We start from the raw sequence: 18,589 nt of genomic DNA, 5'->3' as shown, positions 1-18,589 counted from the left end.
CCAGGCGGCGCGGCGCCGCCATCGGGAGTGTCGGCCTCGTCTGTTGCAATAGCCCCCGTGGTGCGATCGGATAACGCCGTGCGGCTGGTTCGCCGGAAAGTGGCGGCGCCCGGACCCAGGGTCTGGAGCGCCGAGGTCCGCGCGCTGTTCGCCGCCGCCGCCGACCCGGGCGGCATCCGCCCCGGCACCGGCGTATGGCAGGTTCTCGGCGGCCCCGGTACCGGCAAGACCGCCCTGCTGGTCGACCTGGCCGCCGACCGCATCGCCGCGGGCGCCGACCCCGAGTCCGTGCTGTTGCTCACCCACTCGAAAAACGCGGCCGCGGCGGTGCGCGATGCGATCACCGCGCGACTGTCGGCACCGCCGGAGATCCCACCAACGGAGCCCGCCTCCCCGCCGGACGATCCCGGACCGGGCGACAGCCTGTTCGAACCGCCGCCGGACCCGGAGGCGCCCTGGGATGACGCGGGGCTGTTCGCACTGGACGAGCTGGACGCGGCATTGGATGCCGGCGACGGGATGGGGCAGGACGGTCCGCACCGTCCGGAAACCGGCGGCCGCGCCGGGCCGGACGCCGCGGAGGAACCGTCGAGCGCCCAGGTAACGGAGTCCTTCGACCGGGCGCGGGCCGCGGGGTCCGCGCCGAATGACGAAGGTGGCGATTCCTCCGGTGCTGTGCGGGCCGCCGATGCGGGGCAGGCGTCCGCGGGTGTCCGCGAGCCCGTCGATGCGGGGTCGGCTGCCGCCGGGTCCGGGGCCGCGCACTTCGTCGGGGTGCCGGGTGCGACCAGGGAACCGCTGGTGCGCACGATCCACTCGTATGCCTTCGCCGTGCTGCGCCGCCATGCCGTCGCGCACGGCAATCCGCCGCCGCGGTTGCTGACCGGATCGGAGCAGGATGCCGTGTTGCGGGAGATGTTGCGCGGCGATCTGATCGATATCGCCGACGGCGCGACCCACCTATGGCCGCAGCGGCTGCATCCCGCGCTCGGACTCGCCGGTTTCGCCGATCAGCTGCGTGATCTGATGCTGCGGGCCACCGAACGGGGACTGGGTCCGGAGGATCTGATCCGGCTCGGACGTGAGCGCGATAAGCCGGAATGGGTGGCGGCGGGCCGGTTCGCCGCGCGGTACGAGCAGGCGATGCTGCTGCGCTGGTCGGTGGGCGTGGCCGCGCCGGAGGCATCCGCGCCCGCCCTGAACGCGGCCGAACTCGTCGGTGCGGCATTGGACGCGTTGGCCACCGATGAGAAGCTGCTGGCCGCCGAACGAGATCGGTTGCGGTATCTGCTGGTCGACGACGCCCAGCATCTCGACCCGCAGGCCGCGATGCTGGTGCGGGTGCTGAGCGCGGGCGCGACCATGACCGTCGTCGCCGGCGATCCCGATCAGGGTGTGTTCGCCTTTCGTGGTGCGGATGCGCGCTTCCTGGTCGACCTCGACGTGCCGGACCGTCAGCGCATTGTGCTGCGCGAGAACCATCGATCGGTGCCCGCGGTGCGGCTGGCGGTCGCTCGGGTCGCGTCCCGGTTGCCCGGCAGCGCACCACAACGCCCGAGGGTGGATGCCCAGGCCGACACCGCGCCCGACGCCGGCGCCGATGTCCGGGTCCGGGTGCTCGCCACGCCGGCGAAAGAGGCGGCGCTGATCGCCGACCATCTGCGGCGCGCGCACCTCACCGACGGCGTGCCGTGGTCGGGCATGGCGGTCGTGGTGCGCTCGGTCCCGCTGTCGCTGCCGCCGTTGCGCCGCGCCTTGCTGGCCGCGGGCGTGCCGGTGCGCCAGCCCGCCCTCGACACCCCCTTGGCGCGGCGGCGCGGCGCGGCCTGGATGCTGTCGTCGCTGCGCGCGATCCTCGCCTCGGAGGCCGCGACGAGCGCCGACCCGGCCGGGACGCCGCATCGCCACGAAGCGCTGTTCACCCCCGACGACGCCCTCGACCTGCTGTCCGGCCCGCTCGGCGCCGCCGACCAGATCGCCCTGCGCCGGCTGCGCCGCGGTATCCGCCGCACGGCACTCGGCCTGGAACGCGCCGCCACCCGTCACGGTGACGCGCCGTGGTCCTCCGACGCCGAAACCCCTTCGGCCCCTGGTGATCCCCACACAGAACTGGACGATCTGCTCCCGGATCCGGCCGACGCAGCTCTCCATCTTCCGGCCGACCCGCTCGTTCCGGGCCCTGCCGACCTGCTCGCTCCGGAACCACCCGACCTGCCGCCGCCCCCGGATCCGGCCGATACCGAGCTGCACATTCCCGCCGATGCGCTTGTCCCGCACGACCATGACCAGCTGCCGCCGCCGGACCCGATCGACGCCGACATCACCCCCGAGTGGACGATCGAACAAGCTTCGCGCCTGTCGGCCGACGCCGACTGGTACGGCATCGATCTCGATCCCTTCGATCGCGAAGCGGACCGCTACGGGCTCAGCACGGAGACTGACGATGCGGATGCGGACGCCACACGCGATCCGGCTGACCTGCGGCCCGATCCACCGCGCGGCGCCTCGCCCTCCGAACAGTCCTCCGCCGAGGTGCTGCGCGATCTGCTGCTCGGCGTCGGCGACCAGCGGATCCTCGCGGGCCTCACCGAGGTCGAATCCGCTCCGCTGCGGCGGGCGCTGACCGCACTGGATCGGGCACGGAAGGCACGACGGCGCGGGGGCGGGCTCGAAGACGTGCTCTGGGCGTTGTGGACCGGATCGCGGTTGGAGCGGCGCTGGGTCGCGCAGTCCGAGCGCGGTGGTGCCGCCGGTGCGCAGGCCGATCGGGATCTGGATGCGGCGGTCGCCCTGTTCGATGCCGCCGCGGCCTACGTCGACCGGCTGCCCCGCGCGGGCATCGAGGGCTTCGTGGAATACCTGCTGCATCAGGAGATTCCGCACGATACGTCGGTGCGCACCAGTCCCGTCGAGGCGGTGGAGCTGCTCAGCGCGCACGCCGCCGCAGGACGGGAATGGGAGGTGGTGGCCGTCGCCGGGGTGCAGGAGGGAATCTGGCCGGATCCGCGTCCGCGCGGCACCTTGCTGCACACCGAGGATCTGGTCGACGTCGCCGCGGGAGTGCTCACCGAGGGCGAACGGATGAGCCGGGCGGCCCCGATCCTGGCCGAGGAGCGCAGGCTGCTGCTGGTGGCATGCAGCCGCGCCCGCCGATCACTGCTGGTCACCGCGGTGGAATCGGTCACGGGCGACCGTGATCTGGTGCCCTCGCGGTTCCTGGCCGAACTGCTCGGCCACGACGATGAGGGCGAACCCGGCGCGCTGCCGGTCGAAGATCCGGGCCGCGCGTTGGTGATGGGTTCGCTGGTGGCCGAATTGCGCGGGGTGGTCTGCGATCCCGAGGCCGATCCACAGCGTCGTCGCCGGGCCGCCCGCCATCTCGCCCGGCTCGCGGACGCGGGCGTGCGCGGTACCGCGCCCGACGATTGGTACGGCACCGCCGACCTCAGTACCGAGCGCCCCCTGTGGGACGACGACGAATCCGCGGTCGCGCTCTCACCGTCGACGGTCGAACTGCTGCGTACCTGCCCGTTGCGCTGGGCGCTGGAACGCCACGGCGGCACCGACGGCGACAATCCGCACGCGGTCAAGGGCAACCTGGTGCACACCCTGGTCCAGGCCCTGGCCGGCAAGGTGCCGACCAGCCAGGTGCGGGCCGCGCTCCAGGCGGTCTGGGACTCGGTGGACGGCGATCAGGGCTGGCATTCCCGGCAGGAGCGCCGCCGCACCGAAGCGATGCTGGAAACCTTCCTGGCCTGGGTCGACAACACCCGCGGCGAACTCACCCAGGTCGGCATCGAGGTGCCGGTGGACTGTGTGCTTCCGCCGCGCTCCGACGACGAGCCGCCGGTGCGTATCCGCGGCCGCGTCGACCGCCTCGAACGCGACGCCCAGGGCCGCTTCGTCATCGTCGATGTGAAGACCGGCAAGAACCCGGTCTCGGTCAAGGCCGTCGAGGACCATGCCCAGCTGGCGACCTACCAGGTCGCCGCCGCGTTCGGCGCGCTCGACGCCCTCTCCGGTGAATCCGCCGATGAGCCGAGCGATCTCGACGCCGCCGCCACGGATATCAACGGGAACGCCGAGGTCGACGGGCGCAGCGAGATCGAGAACCGTGCCGATGAGGCCGGCGGCCTCGCCGGCGAACCGGCGGAACAACGCGAGCCCACCGATCGGGGCGACCCGCACCTCGAGCTCGGCGAACCCGGCGGCGCCCGCCTCGTCTACGTCGCCAAACCGCACACCCGCGACGGCGCGACCCAGCGCACCCAGCAACCCCTCGACGGCGAAGCCCTGCACACCTGGCGCGGCACCATCCACGACGCCGCGGCCGCCACCAAGGGGCCCAGCTATCTGGCCATGCGCAATGACGGCTGCCGGCACTGCGCCGTCGCCGGCAGCTGCCCGGTCCAGGACACCGGACGCCAGGTGACCGACGAATGAGTGCGCGGGTCACGCCGTGGCAGCTCGCCGAGGCTCTCGGCCTGCCGCCACCCACCGACGAGCAGGCCGCGGTGATCGCGGCCCCGCCCGGGCCGACGCTGGTGGTGGCGGGTGCGGGGGCGGGCAAAACCGAGACGATGGCCGCGCGCGTGGTCTGGATGGTCGCCAATCGCCTGGTGCTGCCCGATGAAGTGCTCGGCCTGACCTTCACCCGAAAAGCGGCCCAGCAGCTGACCACCCGTATCCGCACCCGGCTGGCCCGGCTCGCTGGGGCGCCGCTGCTGCGCGAACTCGATCCCAGCGGCGGCATGCGCGCCTCGCTGGCCGGTGCGGAACCCGAGATCAGCACCTACCACTCCTATGCGGGCAGGCTGCTGACCGAACACGGCCTGCTGCTGCCGGTGGAACCCTCGGCGACGCTGCTCACCGAGACACAGTTGTGGCAGTTGGCCCATCAGGTGGTGCGCACCTGGGACGGCGATCTGGACACCGAGCGCACGCCGGTCTCGGTCACCGAGGCGGTGCTGGCGCTGTCGGGGCAGCTGGCCGAACATCTGGTGGAGCCGGAGGAACTGGCCGAGGCGCATACCGAACTCGAGAAGCTGGTGCACACCCTGCCCGCGGGTCCGCGCCAGCGCGGCGGCCCGAGCCAGGAACTGCTGAAGATCCTGAAGGTGCAGCGTGAGCGGGTGGCACTGCTGCCGCTGGTGCGGCAGCTGGGTGAGGCGTTGCGCCGGCGCGGCGCCCTGGACTTCGGGGCGCAGATGTCGCTCGCGGCGCGGCTGTCGGCCGAGCACGCCGAGGTGGGTGCGGCCGAACGGGCGCGTTTCCGGCTGGTCCTGCTCGACGAATACCAGGACACCGGCCACGCCCAGCGCATCCTGCTGGCGGCGTTGTTCGGCGGCACCGGAACCGGCGACCGCCCCGCGGTGACCGCGGTGGGCGATCCCATGCAGTCCATCTACGGCTGGCGCGGGGCTTCCGCGGCCAACCTCCCACGTTTCGCCACCGACTTTCCCGCCGCACCCGGAGTTCCCGCGCCGACGCTGTCGCTGCTGACCAGCTGGCGCAATCCGCCCGAGGCGCTGGCGCTGGCCAATCTGGTGGCAGAACCCTTGCGCCGCAAGGCGATCGAGGGCGGTGGGGTCACCGTGGACGCATTGCGCGCCAAGCCCGCCGCCGAACCGGGCACGGTGGCGTTGGCGCTCACCGACACCGTGGCCGCCGAACGCGAGTGGTTCGCCACCCGGATCGCGGCCGACTGGCAGGCCCGCCACGACGCGGGCGAGCAGCCGCCGACGTCAGCGGTGCTGGTGCGCCGCAACGCCGACGCCGCGCCGATCGCCGAAGCCCTGCGTGAGCAGGGCTTGCCGGTGGAGATCGTCGGCCTCGGCGGCCTGCTGGCCACCCCGGAGGTCGCCGACGTCGTCGCCACCCTGCGGTTGATCGCCGAACCCGGCGCGGGCAGCGCGGCCGTGCGCATCCTGACCGGTGCGCGCTGGCGCATCGGGGTCTCGGATCTGTCGGCGCTGGCCGGGCGGGCCAGGGAGTTGTCGATCGGACGCGGCACCGCGGCCACCGGCGATATCACCGACGGCGCGGCCCTGGCCGTCGCGCTGCGCGAGGTCGCCCCGGAACCGGCGGAGCAGGCGGGGCTCGCCGACGCCATCGCCGACCCCGGCCCGGCCGAACAGTATTCGCCCGATGGCTACCGCCGCATCGTCGCCTTGGGACGCGAACTGGCCGCTCTGCGTGAACGCAGCGGGCAGCCGTTGACCGAGCTGGTCGCCGATGTGGAACGCACCATCGGAGTCGGCGTCGAGACCCAGGCCCGCCGCGCCATGTCCGGTGCGGGCGCGGGCCGGGAACATCTGGACGCCTTCGCCGAAGTGGTCGCGGGTTACGCCGGGGACAGCGGAGCCTCGCTGAGCGGTCTGCTCGCCTTCCTCACCGCCGCCGAATCGGTGGAGAACGGCTTGGAACCGGGTGAGGTGGAGGTCGCCAAGGATCGCGTGCAGGTGCTCACCGTGCACGCGGCGAAGGGGCTGGAATGGGAGATCGTCGCCGTACCGCATGTGGTGCGCGATGTGTTCCCGTCCGGCAAGGCCTCCGGCAGCTGGCTCGGCGCCCTCGCCGAACTGCCCACCGCGCTGCGCGGTGACCGCGCCCGCGCCGACGACGGCGCCGACGGTGTGCCGGTCCTCGACCTGACCGACCTCTACGACCGGGCCGATCTGGACCGTGCCATCAAGGAACACAAGGCCGCACTCGACCGCCGCCGCCTCGACGAGGACCGCAGGCTGTTCTATGTCGCGCTCACCAGAACCGAACGCATGCTGCTGGTTTCGGGTCACTACTGGTCGGATTCGAGCCCGTCGGTCAAGGGGCCGTCGGACTTCCTGCTCGAACTGAAACAAGCCGTCGAAGATCCGGACAGTCCGGCCCACGGCGCCGCGGAACTGGCCCGCTGGGACGATCCGCCCGAACCCGACGCCGTCAACCCGTTCACCGACAACCCGCCCACTGCGCCATGGCCACGCGATCCGCTGGGCCGCCGCCGCGCCCCGATCGAACAGGGTGCGCAGCTGGTGCGCGCCGCGATGGCGGAACTGGCGGCCGACCCGGTGACACCCGAGGACGACGACGACCCCGATGGCTGGGCCGCCGATGTGGAAGCCCTGCTGGCCGAACATCGCAGCGCCACCGGCGTCGCCGAAGAAGTGGAACTGCCGAGCAGCCTGCCCGCGACGGCGCTGGTGGAGCTGCGCGCCGATCCGGCGCGACTGGCCGCCCGGCTGCGCCGTCCGCTGCCGTATCCGCCGAATCCGCTGGCCAGGCGCGGCACCGCCTTCCATGCCTGGGTGCAACGCTGGTTCGCCGCCGATGGTCTGCTCGGCCTGGACGAACTCCCCGGCGCGGCCGACACCGCCGATAGCGCCGACGCCGAACTCGCCCGCATGCAGGAGGCCTTCCTGTCCTCGCGCTGGGCGCACCGTAGCCCCATCGAGGTGGAGGTGCCGTTCGAAACCACCATCGCGGGCACCGTGATCCGCGGCCGGATGGACGCGGTCTTCGCCGAACCGGACGGCCGCTGGACCGTCGTGGACTGGAAGACCGGCGCCGAACCGAATGCAGCCGACGAACAAGCGGTCGCGGTGCAGCTCGCCGTCTACCGTCTGGCCTGGGCGCGGCTGACGGCGGCGCGCACCGGCGCCGATCCCGACGAGTTGCTCGGCCGGATCGGCGCCGCGTTCCACTATGTGCGCAGCGGCCGTACCGTCGCGCCGGTCGATCTGCCGGGCGCGAGCGAGTTGACCGAGCTGATCAGATCCGCGGCGCCCGCCGGCTGACCGACAGGGCGGTGGTGATCATCGGAATCTGCAACGGCAGCCGCAGCACCGAGATCAGCTTGATCGGCCAACTCGCCTTCGAGCTGCTCATCGAATCCACCGCGAACTGGATGTTCGCCGGGAACACCGCGACGAACAGCGCGGCGGCCAGCCGACCGCCCAGGCGCCGGGTGCGCGGCACCGCGAGCGCTGTCGCCACGCCGATCTCGGCCACCCCCGAGGCGTAGGTGTAGCCGCGCGCCCGGCCCGGCAGCTTGGGCGGCACGATCGAATCGAACGGCTTGGGGACCACGAAATGCAGCACACCCATTCCGAACAGCGCCGCTGCCATGAGCAGCGCCGGCTTGCGGCTGGTATCGGGTGCGGTGGACTCGGAAACTGCCATGCCGCTCACTCTAAGCGGGTATCCACCGCGGCGGCAGGCCCACCTCGTCGCGTCGAGGCGCTCGACCGGCGCGGTGACGGGGTAGGCTCCCGTGCTGTGCCGGAGGGAGAAACAATGCCGGAACCGGTGACATCGACCGGGATCGGCGCCGGGGACACAGGGACGGGTGAGTGCGTTGCTCGATGACCTGGGTGACCGCGCGCGCAGCGGATTGGGGCGGCTGACCGACCGGCCGGACTTCGCACTCGTGGGAGTGCTGCGCATTCCCGAAGCGCAAGCCAGCCCGTGGATCTCACTGACCCGCCGGGTGCTGTTCGCGATCGGGCTGCTGTTCGGCGCCGCGCTGGTGGTCTACATCGGCCGCGACGGCTACCGGGACGCCTCCGAGAATCCGCTGTCGTTCCTGGACGCGCTGTACTACGCGACGGTGTCGCTGTCGACCACCGGGTACGGCGACATCTCGCCGGTCACCCCGCTGGCCAGGCTGGTCAACATCATCGTCATCACCCCGCTGCGCGTGCTGTTCCTCATCGTGCTCGTCGGCACCACGCTCAGCGTGCTGACGGAACGGTCCCGCCAGGCATTCAAGATTCAGCGTTGGAGGCACAGCGTGCGCAATCACACCGTCGTCATCGGCTACGGCACCAAGGGCCGCACCGCGATCGACGCCATGCTCGGCGACGGGGCGTCGCCGAGTGAGATCGTCGTTGTCGACACCGACTCCGTCGCGTTGGAGGCCGCCGCCAACGCCGGTCTGGTCACCGTGCACGGTTCGGCGTCCCAGTCGGATGTGCTGCGGCTGGCCGGTGTGCAGAACGCCTCCTCGATCGTGGTCGCCACCAACCGTGACGACACCGCGGTGCTGGTCACGCTGACCGCCCGCGAACTCACCAAGAGCGCCAAGATCGTGGCCTCCATCCGCGAGGCCGAGAACACCCATCTGCTGCGTCAGTCCGGTGCCGATTCGGTGGTGGTGTCCTCGGAGACCGCGGGCAGGCTGCTCGGCATCGCGACCACGAAACCGACGGTGGTGGAGATGATCGAGGATCTGCTGACCCCGGAGCAGGGCTTCGCGGTGGCCGAACGCGAGGTCGAGCCCGGTGAGGTCGGCGGATCGCCGCGCCACCTCAGCGACATCGTGCTCGGCGTGGTGCGGGCGGGCGAGTTGATCCGCGTCGGCGAACCGGAGGTCGACGCCCTCGACCACGGCGACAAGCTGCTGTATCTGCGCCGCGCCGGGCGCTGATCCGCCCCGCCGGGCCTCCACTAAGCTCGGCGTTGTGGCATTCCAGCTCAACAGCGTTCCGCTGCTTTCCCGTTCCGTCGTCGACCGGGCCGAGGAGGTGCGCGCCGACCCGCAGGCGTTGAAGGAGGGCTGGTCCACCGCGAAACTGCTGCGGATCAACCGGCGCGGCCAGGTGCGTTTCGACGACGGCGCCCTGGTCTTCGATCAGGCGGTCGAGCTCGCCGCCGAACCGGATCCGGCCGCGGTGTTCCTCGGCGTCGCCGACGGTGTGCACCTGTGGGCGGTCCGCGATCCCGAACTCTCCGGCTCGCTGCTGGATCTGCGCGCCATGGCCGCCACCGTCGACGATGTCACCGCTGGCCTGCTGTCCACCGCGCTCGCGCTGCTGAACTGGCACGACAAGGCCGGTTTTCACGCGGCCGACGGCACCGCGACCGTCGCCGTCAAAGGCGGCTGGTCACGCACCACCGAAGCGGGGCTCGAAGAGTTCCCGCGCATCGACCCCGCGGTGATCTGCCTGATCCACGACGGCGGCGATCGGGTGCTGCTGGCCCGTCAGCACAGCTGGCCGGAGACCCTGTTCTCGCTGCTGGCCGGGTTCGTGGAGGCGGGCGAATCGCTGGAGCGCTGCGTCGAACGCGAAATGCGTGAAGAAGTGGGGCTCGACGTCAGCGAGATCCACTATCTCGGCAGTCAGCCGTGGCCGTTCCCGCGCTCACTGATGCTCGGTTTCAGCGCCGTCGCCGATCCGGCGCAGCCGCTGGTGTTCTCCGACGGCGAGATCGCCGACGCGCACTGGTTCACCCGCGCCGAAGTGCGCGAAGCGCTGGCGGCGGGCGACTGGTCGAACCGCGCGGACAACGCCCGATTGCTGCTGCCCGGTTCGATCTCGATCGCCCGCACCATTGTGGAATCCTGGGCCGCGCTCGACTGAGCGCGCTGCCCAGGGTGCGAGCTGCGGTCAGGAAATGGTGGCCAGCGCCTGCTTGACCTGGGCCAACGATGGATTGGTCGCGGTCGAACCGTCGGAGTACTTCACCGTCGGGACCACATGGTTGCCGCCGTTGACGCTGCCGACGAACTCGGCGGACGCGGGGTCCTGCTCGATATCGATCTCGACATAGGTGATGCCCGCCTCGTCCAGCTGCTTCTTCAGCCTGCGGCAGTAGCCGCACCAGGTGGTCGAGTACATCGTCAGGTCAGGAGTCTGCTCGGTCACGGTCGGTGCAACGCCGGGCCGGCCGTTCCTGTTCCGGGCCGCCGCTGCCGTGCCCATCACAGCTGTCCGCGTTCGCCTGCCACGGCGGTGAGCCGGCAGCCGCCCGGTTGTCGGTGCGCACTGTCATGATGGAGCGCGTGCCCGCACTCGACCTCTCCGCCCTCGACCCCGAGCAGGCCGCCGCCGTGCGGGCGCCGCGCGGGCCGGTGTGCGTGCTCGCCGGCGCGGGAACCGGCAAGACCAGGACCATCACCTACCGGATCGCGCATCTGGTCGCGGCCGGGCAGGTCAAGGCCGACCAGGTGCTCGCGGTCACCTTCACCGCACGAGCCGCCGGGGAGCTGCGCGCACGCCTGCGCGCACTCGGCCTCGGCGGCGAGGCGAACCAGGTGCAGGCGCGCACCTTCCACGCGGCGGCGCTGCGTCAGCTGCGCTATTTCTGGCCCCAGGTCGTCGGCGAGGTGCCGTGGCGACTGCTCGACAGCAAGTTCCCGGTGGTCGCCCAGGCCGCGCACCGGGTGGGTCTGCCGTCGGGCACCGAGAGCGTGCGCGATCTGCTCAGCGAGATCGAATGGGCCAAGTCCTCGCTCATCGCGCCCGAGGATTATCCGGCCGCGGCTGCTCGTCATCACCGCGATCTCCCGTTCGATGCGCAACGGATCGCGCAGGTCTACACCGGCTACGAAGCGCTCAAGACCTCACCGGACGGCCTGCTGCTCGATTTCGACGATCTGCTGCTGCACACCGCCGCCGCGCTCGAGGACTATCCGGCCGTGGCCGATGAGTTCCGCGGCCGCTACCGCTGTTTCGTCGTCGACGAATACCAGGACGTCACCCCCCTGCAGCAGCGGGTGCTCGACGCCTGGCTGGGCGATCGCGACGATCTGACCGTCGTCGGCGACGCCAACCAGACGATCTACTCCTTCACCGGTGCCAGCCCCGCCCATCTGCTGGATTTCTCGCGGCGCTTCCCGGATGCCACCGTCATCCGGCTCGAACGCGACTACCGCTCCACACCCCAGGTGGTGTCGCTGGCGAACCGGGTCATCGGGATGGCGCGCGGCCGCATCGCAGGCACCCGGCTACAGCTGATCGGCCAGCGCCCCGACGGGCCGGAGCCCACCTTCACCGAATACGACGACGTGCCGGCCGAGGCGGCAGGCGTGGCCCGGGATATCGCGGAGCTGATCGCGGCGGGCACGCCCGCCTCGGAGATCGCGGTGCTCTACCGGATCAACGCGCAATCGGAAACCTATGAGCAGGCGCTCACCGAGCGCGGCATCCCCTACCAGGTGCGCGGTGGTGAGGGCTTCTTCACCCGCGCCGAGGTCCGCCAGGCCGTGCAGGCGCTGCGCCAGGCCGCGGCCCGCGACGATCTGCCCGATCAGGCCCGCACCGGTGCCGCGCTGGTCACCCTGGTGCGCGCGGTGCTCGCCCCGCTCGGGCTCACCGCCACCGAACCCGCGGGCGCGCAGGCCAGGGAGAAGTGGTCGTCGCTGATGGCGCTGGTGCAGCTCACCGAGGAACTCGTCACGCACGACGAGCAGCTCGATCTGCCGGGCCTGCTGCGCGAGCTGGCCGCGCGCGCCGAGGCCAGGCATCCGCCGACCGTCCAGGGCGTCACCCTGGCGTCGTTGCACGCGGCCAAGGGCCTGGAATGGGATGCCACCTTCCTGGTCGGGCTGTCCGACGGCACCCTGCCGATCGCGCACGTCCTCGCCGACGACGGCTCGGTCGCCGATCAGGCCGCGCTCGAAGAGGAACGCCGCCTGCTCTACGTCGGCGTCACCAGGGCACGCGAACATCTGCGCTTGTCGTGGGCACTGGCCCGCAACGAGGGCGGCCGCCGCACCCGGCGCCGTTCCCGTTTCCTGAACGGCCTGGTCCCCGACGATTCCCCGGCGTCGCGGATCGCCGCGCCGACCATCGAACGCGCCGGCGACGGCACCCGTCCGCTGTGCCGCATCTGCGCCAAGCCACTGCTCGGCACCTATGCGACGATGCTCGGCCGCTGCCGCAGATGTCCCGCCGAACTCGACGCCGAACTGCTTGCCGCGCTGCGGGAATGGCGTGCCGAGAAGGCCCAGGCCCAGCGGCTGCGCGAGTTCAGCGTGTTCACCGACACCACGCTCACCGCGATCGCCGAACAACTACCCGCCGATGACGCTGCTCTGGCCGCGATTTCGGGAATCGGCGCCCGCAAGATCGAACAGTACGGCGCCGACGTCATCGCGCTGGTGCGCTCGCGCACCGGAAAGAATCACAAAACCGCAGGTAGAAAATAGGTTGTCGGTTCTCCCGAGATCGCATACGGTGGGAGACACGCAACGGGAGGCCATCCCGGCGCGCACAGTTCAGACAGATTACGAGTACAGGAGGGAGGCAGACGAAATGGACAACATCACCGCTTTCGATGTGATGGGCACCGGCGCGACCACGTCGGCTGTTTCTGCCTCCCGGGGGATCCTCGCCATGCAGGGGATCGGTCTGTCCGGCGTCGGTGGTTTCGGTACGCACCTGGATTACGCGCCCACCCCGATTCTCATCGATCCGCAGGACAAGCCCAGCGCGGGCTGGCATCCGGCAGCTGCCTTCGCAGTCGCCGGGGCTTTTGTCGCCGAAGCCGGCAATGAGCCGGTGCAGGCAGCACGCCTCCGCAACGCACACCCAGCGTCCGTGATCAGGACTCGACTCAGATGTCGACCTAGGTAGGGAACACTCCCCGCCTCCTGGCCACGGATCGCAAGAAGCGAAACCGTGGCCAGATTTTTCCGGCCCTTCAGCCGGCAGCACCGGTTTCGCGGAATGAACGACACCGAACCGCTGCAAACGAGCTGAAGGAGAACGACGTGTTCACCGCAGAGAGCTGGCCGACGGCCACTGCTGACGTGACATGCCGAACCGTGGCAACCGCTCCCCGTGACCAGGAGGTCACCACCACCCTGCCGTGCCGGGCAGGGGACCCTGACCTGTGGTTCGCCGAGAGCCCGGTCCAGTTGGAGCAGGCCAAGGCGCTGTGCGCGTCCTGCCCCATCCGCAAGGGCTGCCTGAGCGCTGCCATCGATCGCCGTGAGCCGTGGGGCGTGTGGGGCGGAGAGATCTTCGACCAGGGTGTCGTGATCGCTCGCAAGCGGCCCCGTGGCCGTCCCCGCAAGGTCGCGACATGCGTCTGATGGCCGCGCCGACGGCGCGCCGGGTCCGCGGCCCGAGTACCGGTGGCACGCCGGTCGGGCCGCGGACCGCCGAACGACCAACCGCCCAGCCGATCCGGCTGGGCGGTTGCCTTTTATTGGGGGAGTAGGGATTTCGTGTCCGCGGCGCGATCGCGCCTTGCAAACATCTCAGTTCATTGCTATATGAAATCTATGCCTTGAGTTTCAGGTTTTCCGCGCTGCGCCGCGGAGAACTTCAACCTTGTTCTCGGAGGTTTCGACGCATGAATCACGCTCTCGGCCACCCCGTTGCCACCATCGCGCCCCACGGACGCGCCGCAGCGCCCGTTCACCCGAATGTCCCGCCGAACCGATATGCCGGGCAGAACGTGCCGATCCCGGCCGACTGGCCGAGCGAATGGCATCCGGGCATGCTGTGGTGGGATGCGCGCACCGTCCTGGTGACACGGGCCGATCCGTCGGGTCGCTGGACCACCAGCACCCATCTCGTGGTGCCGATCGACCGCGGCAGGCTGGCCTTCCGCACCTCGTCCTACTCGCTGGAGACCCAGCATCTCGCCCGGGACCGGCGAGTCATCGTGCAGGCAGGCGATTGGCGCGGCAAGCCCGCCGTCGGCTCGCGCCAGCATCAGGGCGTCGCCGAATTCGTCGGCGCGGGACCGCTGTTCGACAAGATCTGCACGGGGCTGCGCGCCAAGTACGGGATGCGCGCGGGACTGGCCCGGCTGTATCACGGCGTCACGATGGGTTCCGCACCCTACGGCGACACCGCCGTCGTGGTGACCGTCCACGAAACGCCCCAGCTGCCACCGGCGGGCTGACCGGCACCCGGGCGCGCACCTCGGCGATCGGCCGGAGTGCGCGCCGTCCTGGACTAGGCGCTGTTGCGCTGCTCGCGGAATCCGGGCATCCAGGTCGCGGCCAGCTGCATGAACGGGACCTCGGCGTCGAGCTGTGCGGCGATGCCGATCGAGCCCGCCAGCACCCGGAAGATCATGACGTGTTCGGCGGGCAGCATCAGGGCACGCGCGGTCTTCATCTCCGGACTGTTGAAATCCGAGGCGCGCCCGGCCACCCGCTGCATCCACTTGCGGGTGAAGTGGAACGAATCGGACTTGATCGGATCGGTGAACGGGCGCAGGTAGTCCGCGATCTCCTGATGGGTGATCACCCGCCCAGGAATCACCCAGCCGTTCTCGTGCAGCAGGGCGGTGAGCTCCTCGAACTCCTCGTCGACCGCCAGCGCCAGGATCCGGCCGAGCAGCTCGGGGAAACCATTGGGCAGTGGGGCGCAGGCACCGAAATCGATGACGGCCAGCTTGCCTTCCTGGGTCATCATGAAGTTGCCCGGATGTGGATCGGCGTGCAGCAGGCCCGCCAGTTCCGGTGCGGAGAAATGGAATCGGCCCATCAGTGTGGCAACCCGGTTGCGCAGTTCCCGGGTGCCCTCGGGATCGGCGTTGCCGGCCGCGATGATCGCGGAAACCGGTGTGCCATCGAGCCATTCGGTGACGATCACCTTCGGCGCGCTGGCCACCACCTTCGGCACGACGAACTCCGGATGCCCGTCGTAGGCCTTGGCGAAGGCGCGCTGATTGTTCGCCTCGTTGCGGTAGTCGAGTTCTTCCTCGGTGCGTTCGGTGATCTCGGCGAGGATCGGCTTCACATCGGCGCCGGGGATGACCGAGGAGATCAGGCCGGTCATCCGTGACAGAGTCTTGAGATCCGCGCGCAAGGCCTCGTCGGCGCCGGGGTACTGCACCTTCACGGCCACCGTGCGCCCATCCGACCACACCGCGCGATGCACCTGGCCGATGCTGGCCGAGGCGGCGGGGACGTCATCGAAGGAGCGGAACCTGGTGCGCCACTGGGTACCGAGCTGTTGATCGAGCACCCGGTACACGGTCTCGATGGGCATCGGCGGGGCGGCCGCCTGCAGCTTGGTCAGTGCCTCGCGGTAGTGCTCGCCGAACTCCTCGGGGACCGCGGCCTCCATCACGCTGAGCGCCTGGCCGAATTTCATCGCACCGCCCTTGAGCTCACCGAGGACGGTGAACAGCTGCTCGGCGGCCTTCTGGTTCAGCTGGGCGTTGATCTCGCCCTTGTCACCCCCGGCCAGCTTCTTACCGAAACCGACAGCGGCTCGCCCGGCGATCCCGAGGGGAATCTTGGCTAACTTCGCGTTGCGGGAGGAGCTGCGGCGCACGATCTCGGACACGTACCCATCATGGCGGACCGGGCGGCCGCTGTGCCATCGAAATCCGCTGAGAATCGGCGTTCTGGAGTGGTACCCGTCACACCTGGGCGCTGTGATCGGCGCGAATACGGCGGCACACACAACGCTCGTGCGGCACCCGATGCCGGATCCGCAGCCGGTAGGACCCAGAGTCCAGCTCCAACTGGGCATGCAGAACGGCCGGGCGTCTGCGGACCGAACAGGCGATGATCGACTCCAGCTCACGCAAGGCCAGCGCGGCGGTGGCCTCGATCTCGGGCGGCGAGCCGTGGCCGACCCGGCCGAGCAGTTGCGCGGCCACGCGTGGCCATTCCGGGTCGTAGTCGGCGCGCAGTAGATCGGCGCACCGCAGGCAGCCGGTCTCGCCGGGCAGCACCAGCGGCCCCACCACGCCGACACCGTCGCGCAGGTGCACCGGCAGGTGCGGAATCCGCTCGCGCAGCAACTGGTCGGTCAGGCGCGGGTCCGGCTTCAGCGTGTCGGTCAACAGGACCAGGTCCGGCCGCGGCCGCGGATCGAGCCTGGCGCCGCGGGAACGTTGCGGGCGCAGGCCCAACCGGCGCAGACCAGCGGTCAGCGCATCGGAGAGTGGCCCGAGGCCGTGCACCCGGACCCGGCGCACCTGCCCGGCCGGAGTGTCGGGATAGAGCAGCAGCCCGGCATCGTCCAGGGTGGCCAGCAGCTCACTCGCGCGTGCGGCGGTGAGACCGAGTTCGGTGGCTCGCCAGATGATCTGCGGGCGGGTGCGTAGACCGTCGAGCAGATCAAGGAATTGCCGCAGCGTGCCGTTGTCGACGCCGGGAATCGCCAGCTGCCGCGCGGACTCGGGATCCCAGCCGAGCTGGATCACACCGGACGGCCGAGTCAGGATCAGCAGGCGCGGGTGCAGCATCGGCCCGCGCAGGCACAGGGATGTCATGGCCTGCAGTATGCGGACTCGGCCGGTGCCGATCGGGCGCTGAACCGGGAGTTATCCACAGGCAGGCACGGGCTCGATCCGGGTGGGTCGCAGCCGTGACCGTGGATCGGGTCGTTGTGCCGCGGCGGTGCCAGGACACCGGTCGACGCCCGTGCCGCTGTGATCAGGAAGCGGTATCGCCGCCGGTCTCGCCCGGCTCGCCACCCGCTTCGCCCGACTTCTTGCGCTCGTCGCGCTCGCGGGCCTCGGTCTCGGCCAGTTGCGCCAGCGGATCGTCGAAGGCATTCGCGCCGCCGCCGATCACCGCATCGATGAATCCGGCGGGGGAGTCGAGGTCACTGGCGTCGGGCAACAGATCAGGATGTGCCCAGACACCGTCGCGCGCCTCCATGCCCGCGTCGGTGGTCAACCGCTGCCACAGCGCCGCCGCCTCGCGCAGCTTGCGCGGGCGCAGCTCCAGCCCGACCAGCGTGGCGAAGGTCTGCTCGGCCGGCCCGCCGGTGGCCCGGCGCCTGCGCAGCGTCTCGGCCAGCGCGCCCGCACCGGGCAGGCGTTCACCGACCGCCTCGGCCACCACCACCTGCACCCAGCCCTCGATCAGGGCGAGCAGCGTCTCCAGCCGTTCCAGCGCCTGCTTCTGTTCCGGCGTGGTCTGCGGTTCGAACGTGCCCTGCGACAGGATCTCTTCGAGCTTGCTCGGATCGGTCAGCGACATCGGGTCGATGTTCTGGGCCGCCTCCTCCAACGCGGAGAAATCCATCTTGATGCCGCGCGCATAGTCCTCGACCGCGCCGAGCACCTGCTGACGCAGCCACGGCACATGGCCGAACAGCCGCTGATGCGCCGCCTCACGGGCGGCGAGGAACACCATGATCTCGCTTTCGGGCTGCTCCAGCCCGGCGCTGAACTCGGAGATGGCGGCGGGCAGCAGCGCGGCGGTGCCCGCGGGCCCCAGCGGCAGACCGATATCGGTGGAGGTCAGCACCTCCTTGGCCAGCTGGCCGAGCGCCTGACCGAGCTGCGAACCGAAGGCAAGCCCGCCCATCTGGCCGAGCATGCCCATCATCGGGGCCGCGAACTGCTTGGCCTCCTCGGGCAGGTTCGCCGTCCACATGCCGGAGATCTGCTGGGCTACCGGATCGCACAACCGCTGCCAGGTGGGCAGCGTTTCCTCGATCCAATCGTTGGCCGTCCACGCGGCGGTCTTCGTCGCGCCCGCGGGCAGCGTCGTCGCGCCGTCGAGCCACACCTCGGCCAGATGCGCGGCATCGGCCACGGCACTGACGGTGCCCGCGGACACCGGCGCCACGCTCGCGCCGAGCTGCTGACGGGCCAGCCGCTTGGCGACCTCGTAGTTGACCGGACCGCTCTGCGCACCCGGGGTGGCGATGCCCTGACCCATACCGCTGAGCATCTGGCCGAGCGAGGTCAGCATCTGCCCCAGCTGCGCGGGATCGAATCCGCCGGCCCCGGAACCGGCCATGCCGAAGCCGAACGGGTCGCCCGCGCCGGAACCGCTCGGCTCGTCGCCGCGTTTGCGGTCATCGTCGTCGTCGCGGTTCGAGAATCCGAACGGATGGTCACTCATACCCATTACGTTACGCGGCGTGGACCGGCG

Annotated in this window: 13 protein-coding genes; 8 read left to right on the top strand and 5 right to left on the bottom strand. The window is 70.7% G+C overall.

Annotated elements, in window-relative coordinates:
* Positions 1-60: 60 nt before the first annotated feature.
* Both AC4HOU_RS16430 and AC4HOU_RS16425 read left to right on the top strand, forming a co-directional pair.
* A complete protein-coding gene (locus AC4HOU_RS16430) occupies positions 61-4,443 on the top strand; it encodes a PD-(D/E)XK nuclease family protein (protein ID WP_490724846.1) in 4,383 nt (1,460 codons plus the stop codon).
* On the top strand, positions 4,440-7,793 hold the full coding sequence (locus tag AC4HOU_RS16425) for an ATP-dependent helicase (protein ID WP_490724729.1): 3,354 nt from the start codon (positions 4,440-4,442) through the stop codon (positions 7,791-7,793). Before AC4HOU_RS16430 ends, AC4HOU_RS16425 begins: the two co-directional genes overlap by 4 nt.
* On the opposite strand, the gene AC4HOU_RS16420 is transcribed toward AC4HOU_RS16425, so the two are convergent.
* Complete coding sequence (locus AC4HOU_RS16420; RefSeq protein WP_195019873.1) at positions 7,768-8,178, bottom strand: DoxX family protein; 411 nt, start codon at positions 8,176-8,178, stop codon at positions 7,768-7,770. The two genes, AC4HOU_RS16425 and AC4HOU_RS16420, sit on opposite strands and share 26 nt — an antisense overlap.
* A gap of 175 nt (positions 8,179-8,353) precedes the next feature.
* On the opposite strand from AC4HOU_RS16420, the gene AC4HOU_RS16415 reads away from it, so the two are divergent.
* Both AC4HOU_RS16415 and nudC read left to right on the top strand, forming a co-directional pair.
* The gene (locus AC4HOU_RS16415; protein WP_175585775.1) at positions 8,354-9,424 is read left to right on the top strand and encodes a potassium channel family protein; all 1,071 of its coding nucleotides are present in this window, start codon (positions 8,354-8,356) and stop codon (positions 9,422-9,424) included.
* Between the two features lie 34 nt (positions 9,425-9,458).
* On the top strand, positions 9,459-10,358 hold the full coding sequence (gene nudC / locus AC4HOU_RS16410; RefSeq protein WP_163809558.1) for an NAD(+) diphosphatase: 900 nt from the start codon (positions 9,459-9,461) through the stop codon (positions 10,356-10,358).
* Between the two features lie 27 nt (positions 10,359-10,385).
* Here nudC and AC4HOU_RS16405 read toward each other — a convergent pair whose 3' ends face one another.
* Positions 10,386-10,616: a mycoredoxin gene (locus tag AC4HOU_RS16405; protein WP_175585776.1), complete on the bottom strand. Its 231-nt coding sequence runs from the start codon at positions 10,614-10,616 to the stop codon at positions 10,386-10,388.
* Between the two features lie 155 nt (positions 10,617-10,771).
* Between AC4HOU_RS16405 and AC4HOU_RS16400 the strand changes: the two genes are divergently transcribed.
* The 4 genes from AC4HOU_RS16400 (at position 10,772) to AC4HOU_RS16385 (ending at position 14,637) form a co-directional block, all read left to right on the top strand.
* Positions 10,772-12,928: an ATP-dependent DNA helicase UvrD2 gene (locus AC4HOU_RS16400; protein ID WP_195020834.1), complete on the top strand. Its 2,157-nt coding sequence runs from the start codon at positions 10,772-10,774 to the stop codon at positions 12,926-12,928.
* Between the two features lie 106 nt (positions 12,929-13,034).
* Positions 13,035-13,355, top strand: coding sequence for a hypothetical protein (locus tag AC4HOU_RS16395; RefSeq protein ID WP_194991798.1), 321 nt, complete (start codon positions 13,035-13,037; stop codon positions 13,353-13,355).
* A gap of 137 nt (positions 13,356-13,492) precedes the next feature.
* On the top strand, positions 13,493-13,816 hold the full coding sequence (locus AC4HOU_RS16390; RefSeq protein WP_014352469.1) for a WhiB family transcriptional regulator: 324 nt from the start codon (positions 13,493-13,495) through the stop codon (positions 13,814-13,816).
* A 263-nt stretch (positions 13,817-14,079) separates the two neighbouring features.
* Positions 14,080-14,637, top strand: coding sequence for a hypothetical protein (locus tag AC4HOU_RS16385; RefSeq protein ID WP_163809561.1), 558 nt, complete (start codon positions 14,080-14,082; stop codon positions 14,635-14,637).
* 53 nt (positions 14,638-14,690) lie between these two features.
* Here AC4HOU_RS16385 and AC4HOU_RS16380 read toward each other — a convergent pair whose 3' ends face one another.
* The 3 genes from AC4HOU_RS16380 to AC4HOU_RS16370 all read right to left on the bottom strand — a co-directional run bounded on the left by AC4HOU_RS16380 (position 14,691) and on the right by AC4HOU_RS16370 (position 18,559).
* Positions 14,691-16,034, bottom strand: coding sequence for an ABC1 kinase family protein (locus tag AC4HOU_RS16380; RefSeq protein ID WP_195019872.1), 1,344 nt, complete (start codon positions 16,032-16,034; stop codon positions 14,691-14,693).
* Positions 16,035-16,110: 76 nt separating this feature from the next.
* Entirely contained in the window at positions 16,111-16,971 is an 861-nt protein-coding gene (locus tag AC4HOU_RS16375) for a hypothetical protein (protein ID WP_228815132.1), read from the bottom strand.
* A gap of 163 nt (positions 16,972-17,134) precedes the next feature.
* A complete protein-coding gene (locus tag AC4HOU_RS16370) occupies positions 17,135-18,559 on the bottom strand; it encodes a zinc-dependent metalloprotease (protein WP_163809563.1) in 1,425 nt (474 codons plus the stop codon).
* Positions 18,560-18,589: the final 30 nt, after the last annotated feature.

Source organism: Nocardia sp. JCM 38205 (assembly GCF_058222935.1).
The sequence above is the reverse complement of the archived record's forward strand: the minus strand, read 5'-3'. Positions and strand labels throughout refer to the sequence as shown.

Coding starts and splice junctions, on each gene's coding strand:
- AC4HOU_RS16385 (WP_163809561.1), top strand. CDS start 14,080: ATGAATCACGCTCTCGGCCACCCCGTTGCCACCATCGCGCCCCACGGA.
- AC4HOU_RS16425 (WP_490724729.1), top strand. CDS start 4,440: ATGAGTGCGCGGGTCACGCCGTGGCAGCTCGCCGAGGCTCTCGGCCTG.
- AC4HOU_RS16420 (WP_195019873.1), bottom strand. CDS start 8,178: ATGGCAGTTTCCGAGTCCACCGCACCCGATACCAGCCGCAAGCCGGCG.
- AC4HOU_RS16375 (WP_228815132.1), bottom strand. CDS start 16,971: ATGACATCCCTGTGCCTGCGCGGGCCGATGCTGCACCCGCGCCTGCTG.
- AC4HOU_RS16370 (WP_163809563.1), bottom strand. CDS start 18,559: ATGAGTGACCATCCGTTCGGATTCTCGAACCGCGACGACGACGATGAC.
- AC4HOU_RS16405 (WP_175585776.1), bottom strand. CDS start 10,616: ATGTACTCGACCACCTGGTGCGGCTACTGCCGCAGGCTGAAGAAGCAG.
- AC4HOU_RS16400 (WP_195020834.1), top strand. CDS start 10,772: ATGGAGCGCGTGCCCGCACTCGACCTCTCCGCCCTCGACCCCGAGCAG.
- AC4HOU_RS16395 (WP_194991798.1), top strand. CDS start 13,035: ATGGACAACATCACCGCTTTCGATGTGATGGGCACCGGCGCGACCACG.